The organism is Paenibacillus sp. FSL R5-0810 (genome assembly GCF_038002285.1).
In the GTDB taxonomy this organism is placed as follows: domain Bacteria; phylum Bacillota; class Bacilli; order Paenibacillales; family Paenibacillaceae; genus Paenibacillus_AQ; species Paenibacillus_AQ lactis.
In genome coordinates, this window is sequence record NZ_JBBOCF010000001.1 from 5,070,691 (window position 1) to 5,094,451 (window position 23,761).

The 23,761-nt window shown below is 54.4% G+C and carries 22 protein-coding genes; all 22 read right to left on the minus strand.

All coding sequences use genetic code 11. The features are described from left to right. Positions 1-73 precede the first annotated feature (73 nt). The 22 genes from cysK to spoVT all read right to left on the minus strand — a co-directional run bounded on the left by cysK (position 74) and on the right by spoVT (position 23,528). Entirely contained in the window at positions 74-1,012 is a 939-nt protein-coding gene (cysK, locus tag MKX76_RS22525) for a cysteine synthase A (protein ID WP_007132897.1), read from the minus strand. 400 nt (positions 1,013-1,412) lie between these two features. Then, the gene (locus MKX76_RS22530) at positions 1,413-2,348 is read right to left on the minus strand and encodes a peptidyl-prolyl cis-trans isomerase (protein WP_007132896.1); all 936 of its coding nucleotides are present in this window, start codon (positions 2,346-2,348) and stop codon (positions 1,413-1,415) included. 23 nt (positions 2,349-2,371) lie between these two features. After that, on the minus strand, positions 2,372-3,256 hold the full coding sequence (hslO, locus tag MKX76_RS22535) for an Hsp33 family molecular chaperone HslO (RefSeq protein WP_007132895.1): 885 nt from the start codon (positions 3,254-3,256) through the stop codon (positions 2,372-2,374). Between the two features lie 52 nt (positions 3,257-3,308). Next, entirely contained in the window at positions 3,309-4,073 is a 765-nt protein-coding gene (locus tag MKX76_RS22540; protein ID WP_007132894.1) for a type III pantothenate kinase, read from the minus strand. Next, positions 4,070-4,945: a carboxylating nicotinate-nucleotide diphosphorylase gene (nadC, locus tag MKX76_RS22545; protein WP_007132893.1), complete on the minus strand. Its 876-nt coding sequence runs from the start codon at positions 4,943-4,945 to the stop codon at positions 4,070-4,072. The genes MKX76_RS22540 and nadC overlap by 4 nt, the downstream gene beginning before the upstream one ends. Next, complete coding sequence (gene nadB, locus MKX76_RS22550; protein WP_007132892.1) at positions 4,935-6,551, minus strand: L-aspartate oxidase; 1,617 nt, start codon at positions 6,549-6,551, stop codon at positions 4,935-4,937. The genes nadC and nadB overlap by 11 nt, the downstream gene beginning before the upstream one ends. 39 nt (positions 6,552-6,590) lie before the next feature. After that, positions 6,591-7,529, minus strand: coding sequence for a quinolinate synthase NadA (gene nadA / locus MKX76_RS22555; RefSeq protein ID WP_028406008.1), 939 nt, complete (start codon positions 7,527-7,529; stop codon positions 6,591-6,593). A gap of 222 nt (positions 7,530-7,751) precedes the next feature. Further along, a complete protein-coding gene (gene ftsH / locus MKX76_RS22560) occupies positions 7,752-9,809 on the minus strand; it encodes an ATP-dependent zinc metalloprotease FtsH (protein WP_007132890.1) in 2,058 nt (685 codons plus the stop codon). A 100-nt stretch (positions 9,810-9,909) separates the two neighbouring features. Next, the gene (hpt, locus tag MKX76_RS22565; protein WP_007132889.1) at positions 9,910-10,449 is read right to left on the minus strand and encodes a hypoxanthine phosphoribosyltransferase; all 540 of its coding nucleotides are present in this window, start codon (positions 10,447-10,449) and stop codon (positions 9,910-9,912) included. Between the two features lie 76 nt (positions 10,450-10,525). After that, positions 10,526-11,956, minus strand: a complete 1,431-nt coding sequence (tilS, locus tag MKX76_RS22570) for a tRNA lysidine(34) synthetase TilS (protein WP_007132888.1) — start codon at positions 11,954-11,956, stop codon at positions 10,526-10,528. Between the two features lie 41 nt (positions 11,957-11,997). Next, complete coding sequence (locus tag MKX76_RS22575; RefSeq protein WP_007132887.1) at positions 11,998-12,918, minus strand: protein kinase domain-containing protein; 921 nt, start codon at positions 12,916-12,918, stop codon at positions 11,998-12,000. After that, positions 12,902-13,642: a vWA domain-containing protein gene (locus MKX76_RS22580; RefSeq protein WP_007132886.1), complete on the minus strand. Its 741-nt coding sequence runs from the start codon at positions 13,640-13,642 to the stop codon at positions 12,902-12,904. Before MKX76_RS22580 ends, MKX76_RS22575 begins: the two co-directional genes overlap by 17 nt. Before the next feature lie 236 nt (positions 13,643-13,878). Then, a complete protein-coding gene (gene spoIIE, locus MKX76_RS22585; protein WP_251537914.1) occupies positions 13,879-16,389 on the minus strand; it encodes a stage II sporulation protein E in 2,511 nt (836 codons plus the stop codon). 346 nt (positions 16,390-16,735) lie between these two features. Then, positions 16,736-17,221, minus strand: coding sequence for a S1 domain-containing RNA-binding protein (locus tag MKX76_RS22590; protein ID WP_007132884.1), 486 nt, complete (start codon positions 17,219-17,221; stop codon positions 16,736-16,738). A 123-nt stretch (positions 17,222-17,344) separates the two neighbouring features. Further along, on the minus strand, positions 17,345-17,698 hold the full coding sequence (locus MKX76_RS22595; RefSeq protein ID WP_007132883.1) for an FtsB family cell division protein: 354 nt from the start codon (positions 17,696-17,698) through the stop codon (positions 17,345-17,347). Positions 17,699-17,709: 11 nt separating this feature from the next. After that, on the minus strand, positions 17,710-18,279 hold the full coding sequence (yabQ, locus tag MKX76_RS22600; RefSeq protein WP_028406011.1) for a spore cortex biosynthesis protein YabQ: 570 nt from the start codon (positions 18,277-18,279) through the stop codon (positions 17,710-17,712). After that, entirely contained in the window at positions 18,276-18,557 is a 282-nt protein-coding gene (yabP, locus tag MKX76_RS22605; RefSeq protein WP_007132881.1) for a sporulation protein YabP, read from the minus strand. Before yabP ends, yabQ begins: the two co-directional genes overlap by 4 nt. Before the next feature lie 168 nt (positions 18,558-18,725). After that, positions 18,726-19,004 carry an RNA-binding S4 domain-containing protein gene (locus MKX76_RS22610; RefSeq protein WP_007132880.1) on the minus strand — a complete coding sequence of 93 codons (279 nt, stop codon included), beginning with the start codon at positions 19,002-19,004 and terminating at the stop codon, positions 18,726-18,728. Further along, positions 19,004-19,276, minus strand: a complete 273-nt coding sequence (locus tag MKX76_RS22615) for an HU family DNA-binding protein (RefSeq protein ID WP_007132879.1) — start codon at positions 19,274-19,276, stop codon at positions 19,004-19,006. The genes MKX76_RS22610 and MKX76_RS22615 overlap by 1 nt, the downstream gene beginning before the upstream one ends. A gap of 166 nt (positions 19,277-19,442) precedes the next feature. After that, a complete protein-coding gene (gene mazG, locus MKX76_RS22620; protein ID WP_341034645.1) occupies positions 19,443-20,951 on the minus strand; it encodes a nucleoside triphosphate pyrophosphohydrolase in 1,509 nt (502 codons plus the stop codon). Between the two features lie 116 nt (positions 20,952-21,067). Next, positions 21,068-22,747: a putative polysaccharide biosynthesis protein gene (locus MKX76_RS22625; RefSeq protein WP_341034646.1), complete on the minus strand. Its 1,680-nt coding sequence runs from the start codon at positions 22,745-22,747 to the stop codon at positions 21,068-21,070. A 238-nt stretch (positions 22,748-22,985) separates the two neighbouring features. After that, a complete protein-coding gene (gene spoVT, locus MKX76_RS22630) occupies positions 22,986-23,528 on the minus strand; it encodes a stage V sporulation protein T (RefSeq protein ID WP_028406014.1) in 543 nt (180 codons plus the stop codon). Positions 23,529-23,761 lie beyond the last annotated feature (233 nt).

Genomic DNA, 23,761 nt, shown 5'->3' on the forward strand with positions numbered 1-23,761 from the left:
CGAATATGGTTGTAGTATACACAAAAAGCCCTCAATGCTATGAACACATTGAGGGCAACGCTGTATGAACGATTTATGCCTCGAAGTTATAGAGCGGCGTGCTAAGGTAGCGCTCCCCGTTGCTCGGGATAACGGCAACCACGCGCTTGCCTTTGCCGAGCTCCTTGGCAACCTTCAATGCGGCGTAAACGGCTGCACCGGAAGAAATTCCGCCAAGAACGCCTTCTTCTTTCGCTACGCGGCGGGAGGTTTCGAAGGCTTCCTCATTCTCGACATGAATGATTTCATCATAGATTTCCTGATTCAGAATTTCCGGAACGAAGTTCGCGCCGATGCCTTGAATTTTATGCGGGCCAGGCTTGCCGCCAGCCAGAATCGGGGAAGCTGCAGGCTCAACCGCATAGATTTTAATATCAGGGTAGTGGCTCTTCAGCACTTCGCCGGCACCCGTAATCGTACCGCCTGTGCCGATCCCGGCTACGAATGCATCTAGCGTGCCGCCGATGGATTCGATCGCTTCTACAATTTCAGGACCTGTCGTTTCACGGTGAATCTTTACGTTCGCTTGGTTCTTGAACTGCTCAGCCATGAAAAATCCGGAGTTCTCCTTCAGAATTTCCTCCGCCTTCTTCACCGCCCCGTTCATCCCCTCGGAGCCTGGCGTCAGAACAAGCTCGGCTCCGTATGCGCGCAGCAGGTTGCGGCGTTCCAAGCTCATCGTCTCAGGCATAACGATGACCGCTTTGTAGCCTTTGGCCGCAGCCACCATCGCCAGCCCGATTCCCGTGTTGCCGCTCGTTGCTTCAATGATCGTATCGCCCGGCTTCAAACGGCCTTCCTTCTCCGCTTCCTCTACGATGCTGACCGCAATCCGGTCTTTAACGCTGGCTCCCGGGTTCTGGTATTCCAGCTTCAGATAGATCTCCGCACTGTCCTCCGGCACGATCCGGTTCAAGCGGACAAGGGGTGTATCGCCGATGAGTTCTGTCACATTGTTTACGACTTTTGCCATGAATGAAGCCCTCCTCATAATATGGGTATGTTCCATGAATACATAACATTGTTAGGCAAGCCATGTCATCGTGTATATGCATAGCCCATCCGTGATGTCGAAATCATTAGAGCCGCTAAACGCGCTGACGATAACTCATGCCTGCGGCCTTTACTTAATCCGAGTAAATAGGTAGGTTTTTGTACTTTCATCTTATCAACGATAAGGGCCATTGTCAATAACACTTTGCGTTGAAAATAAGCTTTTCTAGGTATTCTTCCCTGCATCTTTCGGACGAGTCTGCCAGAGAAAGAATGCTCCTGGAAATGCTTTATGAAAGGCGTTTAGCAAAAAAGCTCCCGAAGCAAGGATGATCCTTCCCCCAGGAGCTATTCTGCTCGGATTGATGTATCAGTATAAGTCATAAGGTCACTGTGCTTGCAACGATGCGCGCTTCGTATTTCTCCCGAAGCCGCTCTTCAAGCTCCGTCAACGATATCGACTGCTCCAGCGCCAGCTGTTTGCGGACCGATTCGCGGATGCTTTCCTCGCTCGGGACCTTCGGCTCCACGATTTCTTCCACATACACGATGGCATAATTGTCCTCCAGCCGGATCGGTCCTGCGATATCTCCGGCCTCCAGCGTCAGGGCAGCTTCCATCAGCTCAGAGGGTACAAAAGGATCATCTTCCTCCACCAAGCCGATCTTCCCGCCGTCGCCCCGGGTATACTCATCCAAGGAAACCTCGGCGGCAAGATCCGCAAAGTCTTCTCCGGCCTCCAGCCGGTCCATGACCTGATTCGCTTCAGCCTCCGACGCGACCTCAATCATCGATAAGTTCAGCTGTTTCTTGGGGCGAAATTGATCCGGATATTGCTTAAGATAGGAATCAATCTGCTGCTCATCGATATGCACATCGGCCGTAGCAATTTTTTCAAGGAGCAACCGATAGGTCGTCTCTATTCTCAACTCTTCCTCTGAGATGCCAAGCTGACTTTCCATCTCCGCAAAAAAACGTTCTTTCGAGCCGTAAGCTCGGCTCATCATGTCGATCTCCGCTTCCAGCTCTGGTTTCGTAACGTCGATGCCCCTCGCTTCGGCCTCTAATGCTACGGCCTTCCGGTTAAGGATGGTCATCAGCATGTCATGCCCGTATCGCTTCTTCAGCTCGCGAACCCACTCATCTTCTGTGATCGCCTTGTCCTGAATGGTGGCAACAGCCGGAGACGGCCCATTCCCTGATGGAGAACTTGCCCGCGGACCTTCCCCGGAGAACAGCATGTAGCTGCCCATGACCAGTACGCCTGCTGTCAAGACAATGACGGTCGCCCACAATCCCTTCTCTTGTCTCGTCATCACGGTCGCTCAATCCTTAACGTTTAAGATTTGGCCCGCTCTAACACGGATTTTAGCTGTTCTACATCAAAGGTATACGTTTCGTTGCAGAAATGGCAGGATACTTCCGCCTTACCGTCCTCATCAATCATTTGTTGAATTTCATCGTGTCCCAAGCTGATCAAGGCTCGCTCGACCCGCTCCTGCGTGCAGTCGCAGGTGAACTTCACGTCCATCTCATCCAGAATGTTCACGTCCGGTACAACCCGCTTCAGGATGTCCTCCAGGCTGAGCCCCTCTTCCAGCATCTTCGTCACCGGCGGAATGGCGCCAAGCGCACGCTCAAGCTCCGTGATCTCCTCATCCGTGATTCCCGGAAGAAGCTGAATGATGAATCCCCCAGCATTGGCGACCGTATAGTCAGGCGATACGAGCACCCCAAGGCTGACTGCCGAGTTCGTCTGTTCGGATACGGCAAAATAATACGTGAAATCCTCGGCCAGCTCGCCTGAAATAATCGGCACGCTGCCGCGGTAGGGCTCCTTCAACCCCAAATCCTTGATGACGTGAATATAACCGGTGCGTCCGACGGCAGCAGCCACATCCATCTTGCCCGGACGGATATTCGTCAGCTCGACATGCGGATTGTGAACATACCCGCGCACCTCGCCGTCGGCGTTGCTCTCTGCGGCGATCAAGCCGATCGGCCCGTCCCCGCGTACTTGAATGCTGAGGCGCTCGTCGCCTTTCAGCATCGCTCCCATCATCGCTGCTGCCGACACGGTACGGCCTAAAGCGGCTGTAACGACCGGGAACGTGTCATGCCTGCTGCGCAGCTCCTCGACCAGATCCGTGGTCCGGACGGCGAAGGCCCGCACTTTCCCGCCTAATGCAGTTCCCCGCAGTATGCGGTCTTTTTGTTGGTCCATCCTAAGGCCCTCCTTGTCTTCTAGTTGTTATGTTTTACCCCGAATCCCGGGCTTAGTTGCGTTCGTAAATGATGCGCAGTCCATCAAGCGTAAGCAGAGGCGCAATCTCTTCGATGGATTCCGTTTCGCTCGCGATCAGCTCTGCCAATCCCCCAGTTGCGATAACCTTAACATTGTCCGTCCCCATCTCGGCTTTTATACGTTTAACCAGCCCGTCGACCTGTCCGGCATATCCGTATACGATTCCGGCTTGCATGGCGTGGACCGTATTGCGTCCGATCACCTTCTTCGGCTTCTCGAGCTCTACGCGGGGGAGCTTCGATGCACGCTGCACCAAGGCTTCGGTAGCGATCCCGATTCCTGGAACGATAACGCCGCCCAGATAATTTCGATCTTTATCGATGCAATCAAAGGTCGTTGCCGTCCCAAAATCCACGACAATGATTGGGCTTCCGTACTGCTCGATCGCAGCAACGGCGTTGACGATACGGTCCGCACCGACCTCCCGAGGATTCTCATACCGCAGATTAAGGCCGGTCTTAATGCCAGGGCCGACGATCAACGGAGCCTTGCCAATATACTTGCTGCACATCTCCTCGACCACTCGGATAAGCGGCGGAACAACGGAAGAGACGATAACTCCTTCAATTTGGCTTACCGTAATATTCGACATTTGAAACAAATTATGGATCAGCACGCCGTATTCATCCACCGTGGATTGGCGTGACGTGCTGATTCGGAAATCGTGCAGCAGCTGCTTGCCCTGATACACGCCAAGCACGATGTTCGTGTTGCCTACGTCTACGACCAGAATCAAACCCCTGCTCCTCCCTTCTTGGCGTTTAGATCTAAACTGATGTCCAGGTTGTGGAACGAATAAGTGAGCCGACCGACCGAAATGACGTCCACCCCGGTCTCCGCTATGCCGCGTACGGTCTGAAGCGACACATTGCCGGAAGCCTCGACCCGAACATGCGGCGACCTCGCCTTAATTCTTCGAACCGCCTCGGTCATCAGCTCATGATTCATGTTGTCGAGCATGATAATATCTGCACCGGCATCCAGCGCTTCGTCTACCTGTTCAAGGCTTTCCGTCTCAACCTCGATGGTCATCGTATGCGGTATATTCGCTCTTGCGCGGTCTACCGCCTGGCGGATGCCGCCGGCGCCTTTAATATGATTATCCTTGATCATGACGGCATCATACAAGCCGAACCGGTGGTTCGACCCGCCGCCTACGCGGACAGCGTACTTCTCAAGCATCCGGTGGCCCGGCGTCGTCTTCCGCGTGTCCACAAGCCGGGTCGGCAGCCCTTCCAGCGCCTCGACATAAGCGCGCGTCGTGGTTGCAATTCCGGACAAACGCTGCAGCAGATTAAGGGCCAGTCTCTCCCCTGTCAATATACGGTGCGTAGACCCTTCCACTTCAGCAAGAACGGTTCCCTTCTCCACCCGCTCGCCGTCCCGAACCAGCGACCTAAACACCAGCGTCTGGTCAACCGTCTCGAAGACCAGCTCCGCAACCGGCATGCCGGCCACGATCCCGGATTCCTTGGCGTGAATCACGGCCTTGGATTCATGTCCGGACTCAATCGTCGTAAGGGTCGTAATATCTCCAGAGCCTACATCCTCTTGTAGCCAGGTTCGAATACTCTGGAGCAGGCCGTCATGGTAACCGTTAAACATCATCGCTTATTTCCTCCGTCCTATCTTGATCCCGGGTGTGCACGATATGCTTCTTCCATGCATCATCATTTCGTTCCGGAAAATCCTCGCGGTAATGGGCCCCCCGGCTCTCTTCACGGCACAGCGCGCCTTGAACGACCAGCAGTGAGGCCGTAAGCATATTGGCAAATTCGTACTCCTCGCGTTTGGTCAATACCGCTTGAAACAAGGGCAGCTGCCGGCCAAGCTCTTCGGCCGCCCGTAATAGGGTGTCCCGGTTACGGCGAAGACCGGCATACCGGACCATCACTTTCTGAAGCTTCAGCCGCTTTTCGACCATAGCCTGGGAAGGCGCATCCTTGCGCCCAAGCCCGAAGGATACATGAAGGAATCGCTCCGTCCGTTTCGGAAGCTGCCGGATCCGTTCAACAATGCGGCTTCCGTATACAACCGCTTCGGACAGCGAGTTGCTGGCCAAGCGATTCGCGCCATGAACGCCGGTCGAGGACACTTCTCCGCAGGCGAACAGACGCTTCACGCTGCTCTCCCCGTACAGATTGGTCTTGATGCCCCCCATCATATAATGCGCAGCGGGGGAGACCGGAATCCAATCGGAGGTCAGATCAAGACCATACCGCATGCAGGTTTCGTAAATCGTTGGGAACCGGTGTTTGACCATCTCCGGGGATTCATGGGTAATGTCCAAGTAGACGAACGTGGAGCCCGTCTCCTCCATCTCGCTCACAATCGCCCGGGCGACAATATCCCGGGGCGCCAGCTCCAGCAGCTCATGGTATTTGTGCATGAAGCGCTCGCCTTTAATATTCCGGAGCACGGCGCCTTCTCCGCGCACCGCTTCCGATACCAGAAACCGCGGTGCTCCCGGATAACTCAGCGCCGTTGGGTGGAACTGAATAAACTCCATGTCCCGAATCTGGGCGCCCGCCCGATAGGCCATCGCGACTCCATCGGCGGTCGCAACTTCGGGATTGGTCGTGTACCGGTACAGCTGACCGGCACCGCCGGAGCACATAATCGTTGCTTGGCCCCGCACGAAGATCCGCTTCCCGTCCGGCAACTGGACAATCGCTCCATGGCATTCGCCTTGATCGGTAACCAGATCGATGACAAAATGATCATCCCACACCTCTATATTGTGAAGCATTTCGACTTGAATGGAAAGGGCGCGTACGATTTCATAGCCCGTAGCATCCCCATTCGCATGGAGAATTCGGCGGTGGCTATGGGCTCCTTCCTTCGTTAGAGCGAGCTCCCCGTTCTCGACGTCAAACATCGTCCCGAGACGGATCAATTCCTGGACACCGGCCGGTCCTTCGTTAACCAGCACATCCACCGCCGCCGAGGAGCATAACCCGGCCCCTGCAAGCAGCGTATCCTGCCGATGATAGGCCGGTGAATCGTCCTCCGCCGTCACGGCAGCGATGCCGCCTTGCGCATAGCGCGTATTGCTCTCGAGCAGCGATTTCTTCGTAATCAACAGCACCTTATGATGCTCGCTTGCCAGAATGGCGGTATATAATCCGGCGATGCCGGAGCCGATGACGATCACATCCGTCTCCTTTACCGGCAGGTCCTTTAGGTCAAAATCGATCAAATACTGCGGTATCACGCTCGTCTCACCTGTCTTCTCGCGAAAGAGTAGCGCATGCTACTTAACTTGTAACATGCGCTCTAGGGAAGTTCTGGCTTTCTCTGCAACGACAGGAGGCACGTAAATCTGCGGCTTCATCGTCTCCAGAGCTTTTACCAGCTTTTTGAGATTATTCACTTTCATATTCGGACATACGAGGAATTTGGTCGCAAAATGGAAGGATTTATTCGGACTGTCCAAACGGAGCTGATAGCCGGTTCCATCTTCGGTTCCTACGATAAATTCCTGGGCCGGCGAGTTTTTGCAGTATTCCAGAATGGCGGTGGTGCTGCCTACGAAGTCGCCCATAGCGACAACCTCCGGACGGCATTCCGGATGCACGACGAACTCGGCGTTCGGATATTTCGCCTTCATCTCCACCACATCTTTCACGGTTAACATATCATGCGTATTGCAGTACCCTTCCCAAATGATCAGCTTCTTGTCGGTGTGCTGCTGGACGTAATGCCCCAGGTTTTTGTCAGGGACCCAAATGATTTCATCGGAATCGACCGACTGAATGACCTTGACCGCATTCGAGGATGTACAGCAAATATCGGTCTCCGCCTTGATCTCGGCCGATGAATTGATATAAGTGACCACTTTGGCATTCGGATGCTGGGCCTTCAGCTTGCGCAGCCCGTCAACGTTTACCATATCGGCCATCGGACAGCCTGCACGCTCGTCAGGAATAAGCACCGTTTTGTTCGGCGCCAATATCTTTGCGCTTTCTCCCATAAAATGCACGCCGCAAAAGACGATCGTCTCGGCATCCGTCTGGGCCGCCTTCTGAGCCAGCAAAAAGGAATCTCCCCGGAAATCGGCGACTTCCTGAATTTCATCCCGTTGATAATAATGCGCCAAAATGATGGCGTTGCGTTCCTTCTTCAACTCCATTAACCGTTCACGCAGCACGCGGTTCTGCTCTGCCTTGCGCTCCAGTGCCAAAGCTTCCATGATCGACCCTCTCCCCTTATGTTATCCGGCATTAGCCGCTTGATGACCATGTTTGAAGGACATTCGCAACCTTTGTGAAAGGATGCGCATCCTTATTTAACAACTAATGTACACGGACCTCTAATCCCTGTCAATGTGATAAGAAGCACAAAAAGAACCGGAAAACGAATGATCGTTCTCCGGTTCTTCATTTTTATTCCAAATACGAGTATTTCAGCGAATTTACGTTAGACTGCTATCATTATCCGATCCGCCAGGAGGATCTTTACGCTCTGAATCCTTACGATCCAGATTCGAATCCATCGGGTTGTTCGGAATCTCTTCCGTAGAAGTCGGCTGCTGGCCTTCTTCCTTCCCTTGAATACGGACGCGGACATCACCGATGTTGTCGATCGTTGGCTCGCCATTCTCGGAAGAGCCGGATCCTTCGCCACCGCCGTTGCCTTCGACTGTTCCAGTCTCAATGAGATTCTTAATCTGCTCAAGCTCCAGCGTTTCTTTCTCCAGGAGCGTATTCGCAATCAAATGAACCTCTTTGGCATGCTTGGACAGAAGCTCTTTACACTTCTCGTAGCATTCGGTGATAAACCGCTGCATTTCCTGATCGATCTCGTAAGCGATTTGGTCACTGTAGTTCTGCTCGTGCCCGATATCCCGGCCAAGGAACACTTGTCCTTGGGATGTGCCGAACTGCATCGGACCGAGCTTCTCGCTCATACCGTATTCCACAATCATGCTGCGGATAATGCTGGTTGCCTGCTGGAAGTCGCTGTAAGCCCCGGTTCCGATTTCTCCGATGAACAGCTCTTCCGCCACGCGTCCGCCGAGCAACCCGGTTACGCGGTCAAGCAATTCCTGCTTCGTCACGAGCATGCGGTCTTCCTTCGGCATCATGATGACGTATCCGCCGGCACGGCCGCGAGGAATAATCGTTACCTTATGCACGGTATCCGCATGCTCCAAGAAGTAACCGACAATCGTATGACCGGCTTCGTGATAAGCAACGATTCGCTTCTCGCGGTCGCTGATCACGCGGCTGCGCTTCTCGGTACCGACAATTACGCGGTCGATTGCCTCGTCGACTTCCGTCATCGATATATCTTTACGGTTACGACGTGCGGCAAGCAAAGCCGCCTCGTTCAGAAGGTTCTCCAGGTCCGCGCCTGTAAAACCAGTCGTACGCTTCGCGATAATGTCGAGTTTGACATCCTTCGTCAGCGGTTTGTTGCGTGCATGCACCTTCAGTACAGCTTCACGTCCCTTTACATCCGGACGATCCACGGTAATCTGACGGTCAAAACGTCCCGGACGCAGCAGCGCCGGGTCCAGAATATCCGGGCGGTTCGTTGCAGCGACGATAATGATGCCTTCGTTCGCTCCGAAACCGTCCATCTCTACGAGCAATTGGTTGAGCGTTTGCTCTCGCTCGTCATGTCCGCCACCAAGGCCGGCGCCGCGTTGACGGCCCACAGCATCAATCTCGTCAATGAAGATAATACATGGCGCATTCTTCTTCGCGTTCTCGAACAAATCGCGTACACGCGAAGCACCGACACCGACGAACATTTCCACGAAGTCGGAACCGGAAATACTGAAGAACGGAACGCCTGCTTCACCGGCAACCGCACGAGCCAGGAGCGTCTTACCGGTTCCCGGAGGACCGACAAGCAGCACACCCTTCGGAATGCGGGCGCCGACGGTGTTGAATTTGCGCGGATCCTTCAGGAAGTCGACAACCTCAACGAGCTCCTGCTTCTCCTCGTCAGCACCGGCTACGTCTTCAAACGTAACGCGTTTCTTCTCTTCATTATATAAGCGGGCTTTGCTCTTGCCAAAGTTCATCACTTTGCCGCCGCCGCCCTGAGCTTGATTGAACAGGAAGAAGAACAGAACGAACATGATCACGAGCGGAATAAAGGATGAAAGCAGTGTCAGCCAAATGCTTTGGCCTTCCATCGGCACCACGGTCAGCTTTACATCGTTGCTCTCGCTGGCTGCGGTCAATTCCTGCATCGCCGCATCAGTAGCCGGAATGTAGGTCGAGAAATTCTCCGACTTCTTCTCGTCGGTGACTTCCCTATACTTACCGGTCACCAGATACGCGTAGCCGTCGAATTGAACCGTCATTTCCTTTATCTTGTTATCTTTAACTTCCTGCCGCAGCTGATTATAACTAGGGGCTTCGGCCTGTTCGCCACCGTTAGTGACGAATTGTACTATGCCCACCACGACCAAAAATAGAATCAAATAAAAACCAGAATTCCGGATGAACCGACTCATCCCCTACCTCCTCTCAAGACACATAAGATATTTTACCACAGCCTGTCTGGCCTTCTCAACAAAGGGCCAAGATCCGTGGCAGCAGCCCATATGGCGCGGTTTAACTGCTGTAGATTTCCGGCTTCAGAATCCCGATGTAGGGGAGGTTCCGGTAATGCTCGGCATAATCAAGCCCGTAGCCGACAACGAAGGCGTCAGGCAGTACGAACCCGGTGTAATCGGCCTGCAAATCCACCGTTCGGCGGGCAGGCTTGTCGAACAAAGTAACGACGCGAACCGAGTTGGCCTTGCGGCTCTTGAGCAGCTCGATCAAATGGCTCAGCGTAAGACCGCTGTCAATAATATCCTCCACGATCAGAACATCCCTGCCTTCAACGGATGCATCGAGATCTTTAATGATCTTGACCACACCCGATGACTTGGTGGATGCCCCGTAACTGGAAACGGCCATGAAATCCAGCTCCAGAGGTACTGTAATGGATTTAACCAAGTCTGCCATAAAAATAAACGCACCTTTAAGAACGCAAATAACGAGCGGATTGCGTCCTTCGTATTCGGCGCTGAGTTTTGAACCGAGTTCCTTAATTTTCGCATGGATTTCTTCTTCTGTGATCAGTATTTCCTGAATGTCGTTCTGCAACTTCAATGGACCTCCTAGTTTATACATATGAAAGCGTGAAACGGGCCATGCTTAGGGTCTATGCTTGCCTGAAACCTTAAAGCTCCGTAAACTCCATACGGAGAATCCGCACGGTATGCCGCCCTGGAGCAGCATGAGAGGAACGTCGTACATCCGGAATCCATACAATGTTGCCGGCACTGTCGCAAACGATCGGAATCCGGGAACGGACAGACGGTGGAATTTTCTCATCAATGAGAATATCTTTCACCTTTTTGCTTCCGTTTAATCCCATAACCTTCATCTTGTCTCCCGGCTGTCTGTTACGCACGGTTAAAGGAAATCGAAGCTCGTCGGCATCGAACTCCACCGCGCTGGCAGAGCGGGCTGCCCCAGACCGTGCACTGCCGTCTGTCCTGATCGACAGCGTCAGCAGCTTTCCGATTTCCGGAATAGGCACACGCCGGTCCTCGGGAGAATCGAGCGTATATATGTACTGTCCCTGTTCGGACGGAGGCTCCGGCCAAAATGTTATTCGACCGTACTCGCGGATACAGGTAATGCCGCCCCCCAGTGAAAGACGCCAACTGCTCCGCTGATTGTTCAAGATGCCTTGGCGTACCGATTCGATCTTGACAAAATCGGTGATTTCCTGTTCAGAGGGCAGATAAGTTAATATTAGTTTAATCAAACGCCGTTGTAAAGCGACATGTAAGGCCAAAAAGGAAGGCGCGTCGATGGCGAGCCTCCCATTGTTCTCCTGCACCAACTGACGATACGCCCGCTCCGCTTCCTGATCCATGTAGTCATCCTCATACTGCACAATTTCCGCTAATTGATTCAGGGAGGATGAAAGCTGCCCATTGTATTGTTCCAGAAACGGCAATACCTCCAGGCGAATCGCGTTGCGGCGGTATTTCGTCTGCAGGTTGGTGTAGTCAATGGCATATGAAAAGCCGCAGCGGCGGCACAGCTCCAAAATGTCCGCCTTGTTTATACGAAGGAAGGGGCGGATGAGTTCCACATTTTTTTCGGTGCGCTTCCATCGCATACCGGACAAGCCCGACAAGCCGCTGCCGCGCAGAAGCTTCATCATGACCGTCTCGGCCTGATCGTCGGCATGATGCGCAAGAGCCACCGATCGGGCATCGTATGTCCGAGCCGTTTGGAGGAGAAATTCATAGCGCTTCTCCCTGGCTGCCTCCTGCCCGCCCTTTCCGCTCTCTTCCATATATGAGGGAATATCAGCGAACGCAATTTCCAGCGGAAGACCGAGGGATTCCGCCAATTCGCGCACGAACTCCGCTTCCGCATCCGATTCTGCGCGAAAGCCATGATGGACATGGGCACATACCAGCTTAAGCGGCGTATGCTTGGTCGAAATTTCGTGCAGCACATGCAGGAGAGCAACGGAATCGGGTCCGCCGGATACGGCGACCACGATGCAGTCCCCTTCCGACCACAGCCCAAATTCAGCGGCAGCGCGCCGCACGTCCGAAACGATCCAGTGCAGATAATCCTGTTTCACTTCTAAGTCCCCTTTATGAATCCGTGACACGGCAACGGGCATTAAGAGCGGAGGAAGAGATAGATGGCGCAGGCCAAAACAGCTGCCGATATGCCGAATGCATTCTTCAGCCACCTCGGCGTGCGGACCGGGATTTGCCGGACATGACGCTCCGAGGCTTCATAGATCCGGCGCTTCCATTCGTTCAGCGCTTCCCGTGAATCCGCGAAATCACCTGCGAGCGCCTTGTTTAGCCAGGCGGCATAAGGCTTAAATACAGGATTTCTTCGCATCAGCTGCTGCAGATCCGAAACGCTCCGTGTCTGGGGAAGCTGGCAGGACGCTTCACGCAGAGCCTTTTCATCCAGCAGCCCTATACACATCACGGCAAACGAGAACAGATCGTAGGAGCCGTCGCCGGTCCGGCTTCCGGCATTCCAATATCCCCGGTCATACCATTCCGTGAACTGCTTCACGCTCCGGCCAAACCGACTGACGCCTCCGTAATCGATCAGCTCTACCCTTCCGTAGGCCGACACCATCACGTTATCCGGCTTCAAATCACCGAATGCATAGCCGGAAGCATGCAGGACCGAGAGCTTCTCGAGCAGCTTCAGCCCGATCAAGGCGAGCCACTCCGTGCCGCGGGCGCGGATAAAGCGATGCAGGGGGCTGCCCTCGATATAGCGCATGACGTAGAATGTCACTTCCCGGCTGCCTTCCAGATGGTCATCCGCCTCTACCAAATACGGATCCGGCATCTGCTCCTTCAGCGCGTTCAGCACGTTAATTTCGGATTGCAAATCCAAGGCGTCGTATCCCACCTTTAGGGCATACCGGCCCCGCCCGCCAGACGGGCGGACAAGATACACCTTGCCGTTGGCCCCTTTGCCAAGGAGCCGCTCAACGATGTACCGGCTCCTCCCCCATTTTCCCGTTATGACGGTCCCTGGCGGGTACGCCGGACTAGACGACGTAGTCACCGAGCATCCCTTCCTCTTGGCTGGAATGTCCCTGCCATGATTGATTACCCTCTAGTGTACCATATCGGTAAAATTCAATCACCTTTAACAGTGCCGGTCCCGTCGGGGTGGCTCCTCTCATCTGAAGCCGGCCGAACATGCTCCTGACTCCGTCCAAATCCGAGGTCCAGTTTACGTCCATCACCGCATCCTCGCCGCTGTGCTTGCCGGGGAAGTGAAACACGGATAACTTGCTCGAGCCCGCCCGGGCTTTCAGGCTGAGCATCAGATCCCGTATCGCTTCCTCGACGGCAGCCAGCTTTGGCTTCATGCTGGCACTCGCGTCAATCAACAGAGCTACCTGAAGCGGCGACGTCTCCGCCAGCTCATCCACCACCTCAACGACCTGTGAGCGCTTGGCAGGCGGCAGATCCTCCAGCGACCCATCCCCCAGAATATGCTGTATCTCCTTATTTACCGCCTGCTGGATCGTTTGAACCACGGTTTTCCGCGTCATCATCTGTATCGTCTGAGCCAGCTGCGGCGTTCCCACGATCCGGTGTATCCCCCCTCCGGCCTTGGCAATTTCTTGGATTTCCAATCCTCCGAGCTCGCCGATCGTTCCATAATCAAGCACGCCCACCACATTCACAACGATCCCGTCCTGCAGCGCATGAGCCGCAGCGAGCACCGGGCTCGTGCCTACATTCGAGCATCCGTCGGTTATCAGCAAGATTTGTTTCATATGAAGAATCGCCTCCCGTTCCATCGGTTTCGGTCTGTTTGAGTTCTATCTCTATCATTTCCACTTTCGAGAGAGTTCAAACAAAACCGCTCCAATTGCAGGGATAATCCGATTCTAGCAGCCAGGCACCTCCATTTCCCGGGCAATCGGAAGGATCGTAGTATTTTTCTGTTCAACTGGTCACGTTCAACTGTGCTGTTCAGCCAGTCCGTATGGATAGTACCGCGGATGATCCCCTAGCTTACTGTACGCGGCCGCTCCATTCTGGAGAATCCAGGGATATGCACATTGGACCATTCCGGTTGATAGTGGTCCACACGTCCGACAACGACCGTCATATCATCATGAATTTGATTCTGCTGGTAGCGTATCACCTTTTCCAGCAGGCAATCGGCAATTTCCTGCGGATCGGAGCTCGTCACCTCTTGGATCATCCGTTTCATCCACAGCTCCTTGTTCACGGCATAACCCGGCGCATCGTAAATTCCGTCCGTCATCATAATGAGCACATCTCCCGCCTGCAGCTGAATCGATACCAGATCAACTTCAATATCCTGAATGATGCCGATCGGCAGATTGCTGGCGGTAACGGGTATCACTTCATTCCCCCTCTTAATAAAGCTCGGCGTCGAACCGATCTTCATAAACGTCGTTTGAGCCGTATATTGATCGATTAACGCCATATCGACCGTCGCGTAAATCTCATCGGGCGATCGCAGCATTAATATCGAATTCACCGACTTGATCGCCAGCTTCTCATCCATGCCGGATTGAAGCAGCTGCTCGAGAATGCTCAGCGCGGAGCTGCTCTCCAGCCGCGCCCTCTCCCCGTTGCCCATACCGTCGCTCAGAGCCACGGCGAATGTGCCGTTTCCCAGCTCCACCGTGCTGAAGCTGTCGCCGGACAAAATATCTCCGCCCTTGGCAGCCCCGGCCACACCCGTGATGACTTCAAAGGTCTTCGCCGACCCGAAACGCACCGTGGCCAGCCCGTCCCGCGGATGGGTAAGCGTCTCCTCTACCACAGCGATATGCTCGCCGAGAATATCGGACAGCAGCGGGGCGATAATCTTCCTGCATTCATCATATCCCCGCGTATACGCATGAATAATTTCAATCTCCACATGGCCGGAGTCCAGGCTGATGATATCTATGCCTTGGATCGACAGCCCCAAATGCTGCAAGGCCTCCCGGATCTGCTCCTCCTGGATATGCATCGTTTGGCTCTCCCGCTTGATCTCCCGGGCAAGATCCTCCATTACCTGCGAGACGCCGGACAATTGCTCGGCCACCAGGTGACGGCTATCGTATATTTGGCGTTTCCACTGCATATCATGTTGGTATAGATGGTATTGCTGCTTGAGGATCGCCAGCACCTCCTCCTTCTTGGAGCAGATTCGGCTCCACTCCGCTGGCAGATCCTTCACCTCCAGCTCCGGATTTTCTTCAATCGAAGTCATCATATCCGTCATATATTTATAAGTCTGATAGAATTTCATATCCCAGCATTGATTACGTTTATAGCATGTCGCACAGCTGCCCTCAGCAACCGCATTCATAAAATGATTCATCTCTTCGGTCTGTTTGCCTGGCGGCTGCACCGTTCCCGTCGTCTGCCCGAAGCTTTGCGACAGCTGGCGGAACACCCGGGAGAATTGGGTCACCCGATCTGCCGTCAGATCCCGAACACGCTTCGCATACTCATGCTGGGAACGCGTGTGATCCTGCGTGCCCGGAACATATTTGCCAATCGCCTGCATTACGCTCTTCGGCGTCAGCAGGAAGAATACGATGGCTGCACAGGTTTCCAATGTTGAGACAAGCACCTCATTCGGGTTGCTGAAATAAATGGAGAGAATGGTTGCGCCGAGCAGCATGCCAAGCGATACGCCGGGCTTCTTCCCTTCCTTCAGCATTCCGGCAAGCATGCCGGAGAACGCGAGCAGACTCATTTGAGAGAATGCCGATATGTTCGCAAGGCTCAGGATGAGTCCTGTCACCACCCCTACCGAAGCTCCGAGAGGAGCTCCCCCGACCAGTGCAAAGAGAAGGATCAAATAACGGGAGAGGACATGCTCGATCGACAGGGATTGAATTGTCCAGCCGACGGCACCTGTCATTACCGACGCCAGCAGGATAATCAAGCATAGAATTTCCTCATTGCGAAGCACATATGATTTTTTACGGAGCGTCATGACCGGAATCGCTTGAATGAACACCAGGGTCAGCACAAAGCTGAGCACCGCATTCAAGGTCAGCATCATCATCGAATACCAGGTAATGCTCGGTCCGACCAGCACGGCGAACAGGTTCACGAAGAATGTGGAGACGAAGACCATCATCGGGGCATACGACAATTCCGCCCGGTCATACGTTTCCAGTCCCCGCATCATAAAATAAAAGATGAGAATCTCTGCCGGCACCATCCAAGCGACCGGAAAGGGGGTAAGCAGGCTTCCTGCCACAATGGCAATCCCTACCGGCAGCAGGACGTCGCGGCGCATAAAGGCGATAACGGCGAAGTAGGCCGCAGCAAACGGCGAGAGCTCCCCCAAAATCATGGCTCGTCCAAGCAAAAATCCCATAAAGGTCAATAATATCATCCACTTCTTCGTGGCCAGGAAGTGGATGGGACGCTGCAGGAAGGACAGCTGCCCTAATCGATCCGTCAAACGGGCACGCAGCGAGCCCGCTCCTCCCTTGACTGCCTCAGTACCCGGAAACATCACCAGATTTCTTTTATCCATTACGCTGGCACCCCATTCTTCACGAATTTGTTGGTCCCATTATAAAACCCCGGTACAGGAAAGTTTGTCAGAACACCGGACAAGCCCAAAAGAAATTTCCGACAAAAAAGCCGCCCTCCGCGAACGAACGGACAAACGCGGTTCATCCCCGTGCCCTAGCGGCATTAGCAGGTGTCCGCTTCAAGCCGGATCTGCGGTTCATTTCCCGAATTGCGGCGTCTCGTCTCCCCCCATCCCGGTCAATTCCACCGTAAATCGCGTAGGAACCTGTCGTACGCTTGTCTGCGGCGACAAAAAAACCGCAGAAGGCTTATATCCCTCTGCGGTCAGTTTATATTTTATCGAATTACATACGTTTGGCTCCGCGTCCGCCGCGTTTGCCCTCGGTATTCTTCTTGAGCGAAGAAATTCGTTCTTCACTATCTTTCAGGAAGCGTGACATTTTATCCTCAAAAGAAGTCTTATTGGCTGCAGGCTTAAACGGGCGTCCGCCGCGTTCACGGTTGAAACCACCGCCGCCGCCACCACCAAATCGTTCTCCGCCGCTGCTGCGCTCCGGTCTTGGTCCCCGGGGTGGTCGACTTTCAGAAGCCGGTTTGTCGACAGCTTGCTTGATCGAAAGACCGATCTTGCCGTCCTTATCGACATTAATTACCTTGACGGTCACGACATCGTTAATCTTTAAATGGTCGTTGACGTCCTTCACGTAATTATCGGCGATTTCTGAGATGTGAACGAGACCCGTGACACCTCCTGACAGATCCACAAATGCTCCAAAATGCGTTATGCCTGTCACCTTGCCCTCTAACTTGGTGCCCACTTCAATTGCCATAGAATAAAATGATCCTCCCTTAAAAATATACGGCCCAGATCTTCTGGAATCCAAGCTACGGTGATTTGATTATACATAATGACCTGATCAAGGTCAACAGACGTCTGTCATGCCTAATTACGGCTATTCGCCCGAATTTTGGGGCTGAATAATCGGCGTTTCGTTCGGCAAGTAGAGCCCGAATTTCTTGCGGGCGATCTGCCCGATATATTCAGGATCATTCAGTCGCTCCACCTCATGTTGAAGCTGGTTCATCGACTGCTCGATCACCTTGTATTGCTGCTGCTTCTCCTCAAGCGCTTCATTCTGTTTGCGGATGCGGTCATTTTGGGACCAGAGCGAAGAACCGGCCCAGATCAAAAACAGCGCCATGATCGTAAAAAATATTCGTTTACGCCGGCGGGCGCCCTGCGTGTTGGCTTGGGTCTGCCCGGAAGCCTGCTTCTTCGAATTCGGCGGTTCAGCATATCGCCCCATGACCATACCTCCTAGAACCAGCGTTTCCACGCCTTAATGACCTTGTTCGCCGCCTGCTTGCACCAAGCCGGCAGCTTGAGCCGGGATGTGATCGGCTTCAGCATCCATTTCAAGAGCCGCCAAAAAGGCATCAGGCATTTCAGCACCAGACGCAGAAGCGACAACAGAAACTTCCACAGGAAGCGAAGCAGTCCCAGCAATATCATGAAAATCCCTCTTACCGGATTCCATATCAACATTCGGAATAACTTGTACAAAATAGACAAGAGCCCTTTCGCTGCCTGAATTAACATTACCACAAAACGCTGGGTTATGACACTCCATAATAAAAAATAGATCCAAACCCCTATAAAGAGTCCCACAAAGACATAGAAGCGGAGCTGGCCGTCATTCGTCACATACAGCATGCGGAAGATGAAGAGGGCTGCCGCAACCCAGTACAGAAAATCAAGGGCATGCTTGGACCACCTCGGGAAGTGGAGCTGGCCAGCCAGCACCCGGTAGCTGTCGAAGGCCACACCCATTGCTGCCCCGGAGAAGAGCATCCAGAGCAGCGTGATCCATTGAACGCTCGGGTTCATTTAAACAGCTTGCCCAGAAGACTCTTGTTCTTGGCCTGGGACCCGGGATTCAAATAAATAAGTGAATGCACCAGACCTTCAATCGACAAAAGCCCCTCTTCCAGGCTGAGGTTTTTAATATGTAAATTTTGCCCCCGAATCGTGAGATGCCCAAGCTCGGTCTGAAGCAGAAACTCTTCACTGTCGAAGCTCTCCACATTCTGGACGCCGGTAATGTCCAGCAGCTTCCGGTTCTGCATGCGCAGGTCGTGAAATTTGCCCTTCCCTTGGTCGATCATGGCATGTACCCCTCCTTTTAACAATAGCTTATGGGGAGGCGGCTGCCTTTAGAACAGGTAAAGGAAGACACTTCAAAACAATGAATCTGCCGCCACTTACGCGGATCGGGATTAAAAAAGCGCCCCTGCTCCATTGGAGAGGGACGCTTCTTGCAACGGCTGGGACATCTACCAGTCCAGTCCGTTATCTTTAACGATCGGTTCTTCCTTGACCAAGGTATAGAGGCTGTTCGCCTCATCTTTACGGGTAGACTCCGCGAGACGCTCGACCCGGACCGTCACGAGCTTCTGGCCAAACTGGACAGTGATCTCGTCGCCCAGCTTCACCGAGCTGCTCGGCTTAGCCTCACGGCCGTTGATCAGTACCCGGCCTTGATCCGATACATCCTTCGCTACGGTACGCCGCTTGATTAACCTCGATACTTTCAGGAATTTATCGACGCGCATTATTTTACAGCTTCTTTAAGCTTGTTGCCTGCTTTGAATGCAGGAACGTTCGATTCCGGAATTTCGATCGTGTTGCCTGTTTGCGGGTTACGGCCCGTACGGCCTGCGCGCTTGCGGGTTTCGAATGTGCCGAAGCCGATCAATTGAACTTTATCTCCATTAGCCAAGGCGTCCGTGATTTCGCCAAGGAACCCGTTAAGAACGTTCTCTACGTCCTTCTTAGTCAAACCGCTTTTGTTGGAAATGTTGTTGATCAAATCTGTTTTGTTCATGAATTAAATCCTCCCAATTATCAGAAAAATATAAGATTTACGGTAGTCGGTTAAACCGCCTTGCGAAAGTAGCAAGATTTCACCATAAAAGATTATTCTGGATGATTTGCGGAATTCCTGCCGGACTACCGTATTTTTTTATTTTTTTGCGGAAAAAATGCCCGCATTACCGGCCGTCGGTGCTTTCTGCCCGAGTCTTCGCTTCCTGCCAAAGGGTCTCCATCTCATCCAGCGTGCTGTCTGAAAGAGCTTTTCCCTGGGCGGCGAGCTGCTCTTCTATGTAGCGGAAGCGACGATAGAATTTGCGGTTCGTTCTCGAGAGCGCTTCTTCCGGGTCCGCCCCGATAAATCTGGCCGCATTCGAGACCGCGAACAGCAGATCTCCCAGCTCCAAGGCCGCATCATCCGCGCTCTGGCCATCCGCTACCGCCTGGCGCAGCTCCCGGAGCTCTTCCTCAATCTTCTCGAATACGCCTTCGATGCTGTCCCAATCAAAGCCAACCTTGGACGCCTTCTTCTGAAGCTTATAGGCCTTCATCAGCGCCGGCAGATCCCGTGGAATTCCATCAAGCGCCAAAGCCTGATCCGGCCGCTGCCCCTTGCGGCGCTTCTCCTCCGCCTTCATCTGCTCCCAGTTTCGAAGCGCGGATTCCGCATCGTTGGCGCTGCTCTCGCCGAACACATGCGGATGGCGGAAAATGAGCTTGTCGTTCAAGCCTTGAATGACATCGTACACGGTAAAGGTGCCGAGCTCCTCCTCCATCTGGGAATGCAGCATAATCTGCAGCAGCAGATCGCCCAGCTCCTCCTGCATATGCTCCGGATCGTCCTCGTCAATCGTCTCGAGCACCTCGTAGGTTTCCTCGATCAGATTTTTGCGTATGGACTCGTGGGTCTGCTCCCTGTCCCACGGACAGCCTTCGGGACTCCGAAGGATGCCGACAATTTCATGCAGGCGGGAGAACGTGCGCTGACGAAGCGACGGATCATCGCTTCGCGGAACATAGACCAGCGACAGATTTCCGTATCCGTCGATCCGATCCAGCTCATACAGCGGAACGTGACGAATTTCCTCTTCTCCCTCGACGCCGAGCGCGTGTCCCACGACGACCGGGTAATCATCAGGGTACAGCTCCATCAGCGCGAGCTTGACCTCGGAAGCCGTGAACATATCATACACCTGGCCGATCAAGGTGTGAAGCTGGGGCTGAATGACGTCGCTTCGAAGCTCAGCCGCATCCAGCAGCTGAAAGCCTTCGATCGGATCGAAGCCGAGCCGCACGAACGCCTCGTCCAGGAAGCTCTCCCCCCCGAGCACGGAAAGGCTCACCTGCTGCTCCGGGCAGCGTTCCCGCAGCAGCCGGACCGTCGCCTCCGCCACCATGGGGTGTCCGGGAACGGCGTACACGATCCCGCGGTCATCCTCCGCGGCTTTCGCCAAATTCATCAGCGCGGATGCAATGGACTCGTACACCTCCGGGAAGGAGTCATGGGCTTCATAGACATGGTCAAACGACTCCGCTTGGATGCCCAGCCCGCCCAGCGCCTGAATCACGGGATGGGACATCGTGCGCACATAAACCTTGGACGCCTGCTGCATGGTTTTCAGGATGCCGACGGTTAACCGGTCCGGATTCCCGGAGCCGAGGCCGACCACCGTAATAGCTGCACTCATAGGGTAACTTCCTTTCGCTCTTCGCCCGGGGCGTTCCCAGACTTCGTTATATCGTACACTACTATATCACACCAGATCAAACATCTCACGCGGGGCCCCTGCATGCATTCATTCGTTTAGCGCAGCAGGCGCAGCGCCTTTAAGAGGGCTGCCAGCGGCCCGCCGACCTTCGGCAGCATCCGAAGCTCCGACGCTGTGAGGAGCTTCGTCCAAGCGGCGGCGGCAAGGAACGCGCCGCCTCCCGCAAGCACGCCGCCAAGCGCTGCGGCGGCGTCGGTGAGGCGGCCCGGAGCCACGCCGGCCGCCCCGAGCATGGCGCCGGCCGCCGCTTGCGCGCACCAGGCGGCCAGCGCCACGGCGGCGAGGACCGCAAGCGTCCTCGCCATGGCCGCGCCCGCACCCGCGGTGAAGCGGGCGCTTCGCGAGAGCAGCGCGAGGTTCAGCGCTGCTGCGGCCAAGTGCGCCGCCACGCCCGCGATGGCGGCGCCTGTAATGCCAAGCTGCGGCACCAGCAGCAGGTTGAGCAGGAGCTTCAGCGCCGCAGCGGCAAGCAGGTGCAGGGCCGGCGCCTTAACGATGCCGACGCCCTGCAGCAGAGCTGCCGTGATCGTGCTCATCGTGCCGCCGGCTGCCGTAAACGCAATGACCTGCATCGTTACGGTGCCTGCGGCGTCTTCGTACAGCATGACGTTAATCGGCTTGGCCAGCACCGCGAGCCCGATGGACGCGCTCATCCCGATCAGCCAGAACCAGCGGAGCGCCATCCCGGTCTGGCTGGCCACCCGTTCCCGTTCGCCGCGGAACTTGGCTTCGGCCAGCGCCGGTATAAACAGCACGGACAAGGACGTGGCCAGCATGGTTACCAGCTGCACCAGCGGCAGCCCCCGGTTGTAAATCCCGAATTCGGCCATCGCTGCCTCATCCGGCAGCCCGGTCATACTAAGCAGCCGCGGCACAGTAAACGTATCGACCAATCCGATTAGCGGGACGGCCAGCAGGCTGAGGCACACCGGGATGCCGTATGCGAGCAGACGGCGGAGAAGAACGCCCGCTCCCTCCTTGTTTACATCGGCATGCAAGCCGGAATCCTTCACATCTTGCGGCTTGACAGGGGGCATAAGCGGCTTTTCTATACGTCTGCCGCGGCTGCTTCGGTGCCTCCGCCAATACCAGCCCATGACCAGGAGACCTGCTGCCCCTCCGGCCGCCGATCCCAGAAGCGCTCCCGCCGCGATTCGATCCGGCGATGCTCCGGCTTCGATAAGATACAGCAGCAGCACGATCATGACGGCTACCCGGACCGACTGTTCCACGATCTGGGATACGGCCGTCGGCACCATATTGTGCAGGCCCTGAAAATATCCGCGCAGCACCGACATCCAAGGCACGAAGGCCAGCGCCAAGGCGCCTGCCCGAATTGCCGGCACCACCTGCCCGCTGCCAATCGCTTGTCCGAGCCAGGGAGCTGCGGCGTACATGACAAGACCGAGCACCAGCCCGAACAGCACGAGCGTCACCGAAGAGATGCGCAGCAGCCGGCGGCTGTCCCCGCTTCGGCCCTCGGCTTCGTATTCAGCCACAAACTTGGAGACGGCAGCCGGAAAACCGAGAACCGCCAGCGTAATCATCATCATGTAGAAGGGGTAGACCGTGTTATAGATGCCGAACACGGCATCCCCGCCCATATTCTGCAGCGGTATTTTTTGCAACGTGCCGATCAGCTTCGACAGCATCGCTGCGGCACTAAGGATGAAGGCTCCCTTCAGCAGCCTGGAGCCTGTCTCTTCTGGTTTCATATCCGTATTCCAATCCCACGCTTATCTTAGGGTTCTTCGCACCGTGGCGACATGCCCGATGTTTGAACGTGTACCCCCATTATAACCGCGGAATCAGGCTGGGCACAAAATTTACGGGTTACATCCTTCGTAAGGCCTCGCTGGCTTGACATCAAAAAACTCCCGGCTTCCCTATAGACCGCAAGGATCCAAGTTCAGCGGGAGTCAAATCCAGCCCTAAGGCTGTCCATCTGTTGTCTTACTGCTCCATTTGCTTTCCGAGGAAGCCTGCGGCCGTCTCAGCCATTTTCACTTCCATCTCGCCCATGTTGACGGATTCGTCCTTATTCAGCAGCACGACGCTCCCGATCGGGTCACCGCCTGCAATGATCGGCGCGGCTACGAAAGCCGACAGCGTCTCCGGATTATCCTTGCTGATCTCATACGTTCCGCTGTTGCTTTCGAGAACGGTCTTGCGGTTTTCCATGCAATTTTCCAGCAAATTGCCGATCGGCTTGTCCAAATATTCCTTCTTGGAGCCGCCGGCTACGGCGATAAAGGAGTCACGATCCGAAATAATCGTAATGTGGCCCGTGCTTTCGTATAGGGATTCCGCGTATTCCTTCGCAAAATCGCCAAGCTCGCCGATTGGCGAATATTTCTTCAGAATGACTTCTCCATCCCGATCTACGAAAATTTCCAGCGGATCACCTTCGCGAATCCGTAATGTGCGTCGAATTTCTTTCGGGATGACCACGCGCCCGAGGTCATCGATACGGCGGACGATACCAGTAGCTTTCATGTCACTTGTTGCCCCACTTTCATAAGAAGATTTTTCAACTACTGTTTCCTTACGGGAAGAGGATGTCCCCAGGTGTATAAGAGTTAATTGTCTGACCATAGTATTCATCCATTCCCAAATCCTTATACATCATCAACCCTGCATTGGTTGCGAAATCCATAATAAAAATAAAGTGAAGATTATCGTTTTTCGGGGAAAAAAATCCATAACGTGTCATTTCACACGTTATGGAT

What these genes read in the sequence shown, in the direction of transcription:
- cysK (WP_007132897.1), bottom strand. Translation starts at nt 1,012, where the DNA reads ATGGCAAAAGTCGTAAACAATGTGACAGAACTCATCGGCGATACACCC.
- MKX76_RS22530 (WP_007132896.1), bottom strand. Translation starts at nt 2,348, where the DNA reads ATGACGAGACAAGAGAAGGGATTGTGGGCGACCGTCATTGTCTTGACA.
- hslO (WP_007132895.1), bottom strand. Translation starts at nt 3,256, where the DNA reads ATGGACCAACAAAAAGACCGCATACTGCGGGGAACTGCATTAGGCGGG.
- nadC (WP_007132893.1), bottom strand. Translation starts at nt 4,945, where the DNA reads ATGATGTTTAACGGTTACCATGACGGCCTGCTCCAGAGTATTCGAACC.
- nadA (WP_028406008.1), bottom strand. Translation starts at nt 7,529, where the DNA reads ATGGAAGCTTTGGCACTGGAGCGCAAGGCAGAGCAGAACCGCGTGCTG.
- ftsH (WP_007132890.1), bottom strand. Translation starts at nt 9,809, where the DNA reads ATGAGTCGGTTCATCCGGAATTCTGGTTTTTATTTGATTCTATTTTTG.
- MKX76_RS22580 (WP_007132886.1), bottom strand. Translation starts at nt 13,642, where the DNA reads ATGAAACAAATCTTGCTGATAACCGACGGATGCTCGAATGTAGGCACG.
- spoIIE (WP_251537914.1), bottom strand. Translation starts at nt 16,389, where the DNA reads ATGGATAAAAGAAATCTGGTGATGTTTCCGGGTACTGAGGCAGTCAAG.
- MKX76_RS22590 (WP_007132884.1), bottom strand. Translation starts at nt 17,221, where the DNA reads ATGGCAATTGAAGTGGGCACCAAGTTAGAGGGCAAGGTGACAGGCATA.
- MKX76_RS22595 (WP_007132883.1), bottom strand. Translation starts at nt 17,698, where the DNA reads ATGGGGCGATATGCTGAACCGCCGAATTCGAAGAAGCAGGCTTCCGGG.
- yabQ (WP_028406011.1), bottom strand. Translation starts at nt 18,279, where the DNA reads ATGAACCCGAGCGTTCAATGGATCACGCTGCTCTGGATGCTCTTCTCC.
- yabP (WP_007132881.1), bottom strand. Translation starts at nt 18,557, where the DNA reads ATGATCGACCAAGGGAAGGGCAAATTTCACGACCTGCGCATGCAGAAC.
- MKX76_RS22610 (WP_007132880.1), bottom strand. Translation starts at nt 19,004, where the DNA reads ATGCGCGTCGATAAATTCCTGAAAGTATCGAGGTTAATCAAGCGGCGT.
- MKX76_RS22615 (WP_007132879.1), bottom strand. Translation starts at nt 19,276, where the DNA reads ATGAACAAAACAGATTTGATCAACAACATTTCCAACAAAAGCGGTTTG.
- mazG (WP_341034645.1), bottom strand. Translation starts at nt 20,951, where the DNA reads ATGAGTGCAGCTATTACGGTGGTCGGCCTCGGCTCCGGGAATCCGGAC.
- MKX76_RS22625 (WP_341034646.1), bottom strand. Translation starts at nt 22,747, where the DNA reads ATGAAACCAGAAGAGACAGGCTCCAGGCTGCTGAAGGGAGCCTTCATC.
- spoVT (WP_028406014.1), bottom strand. Translation starts at nt 23,528, where the DNA reads ATGAAAGCTACTGGTATCGTCCGCCGTATCGATGACCTCGGGCGCGTG.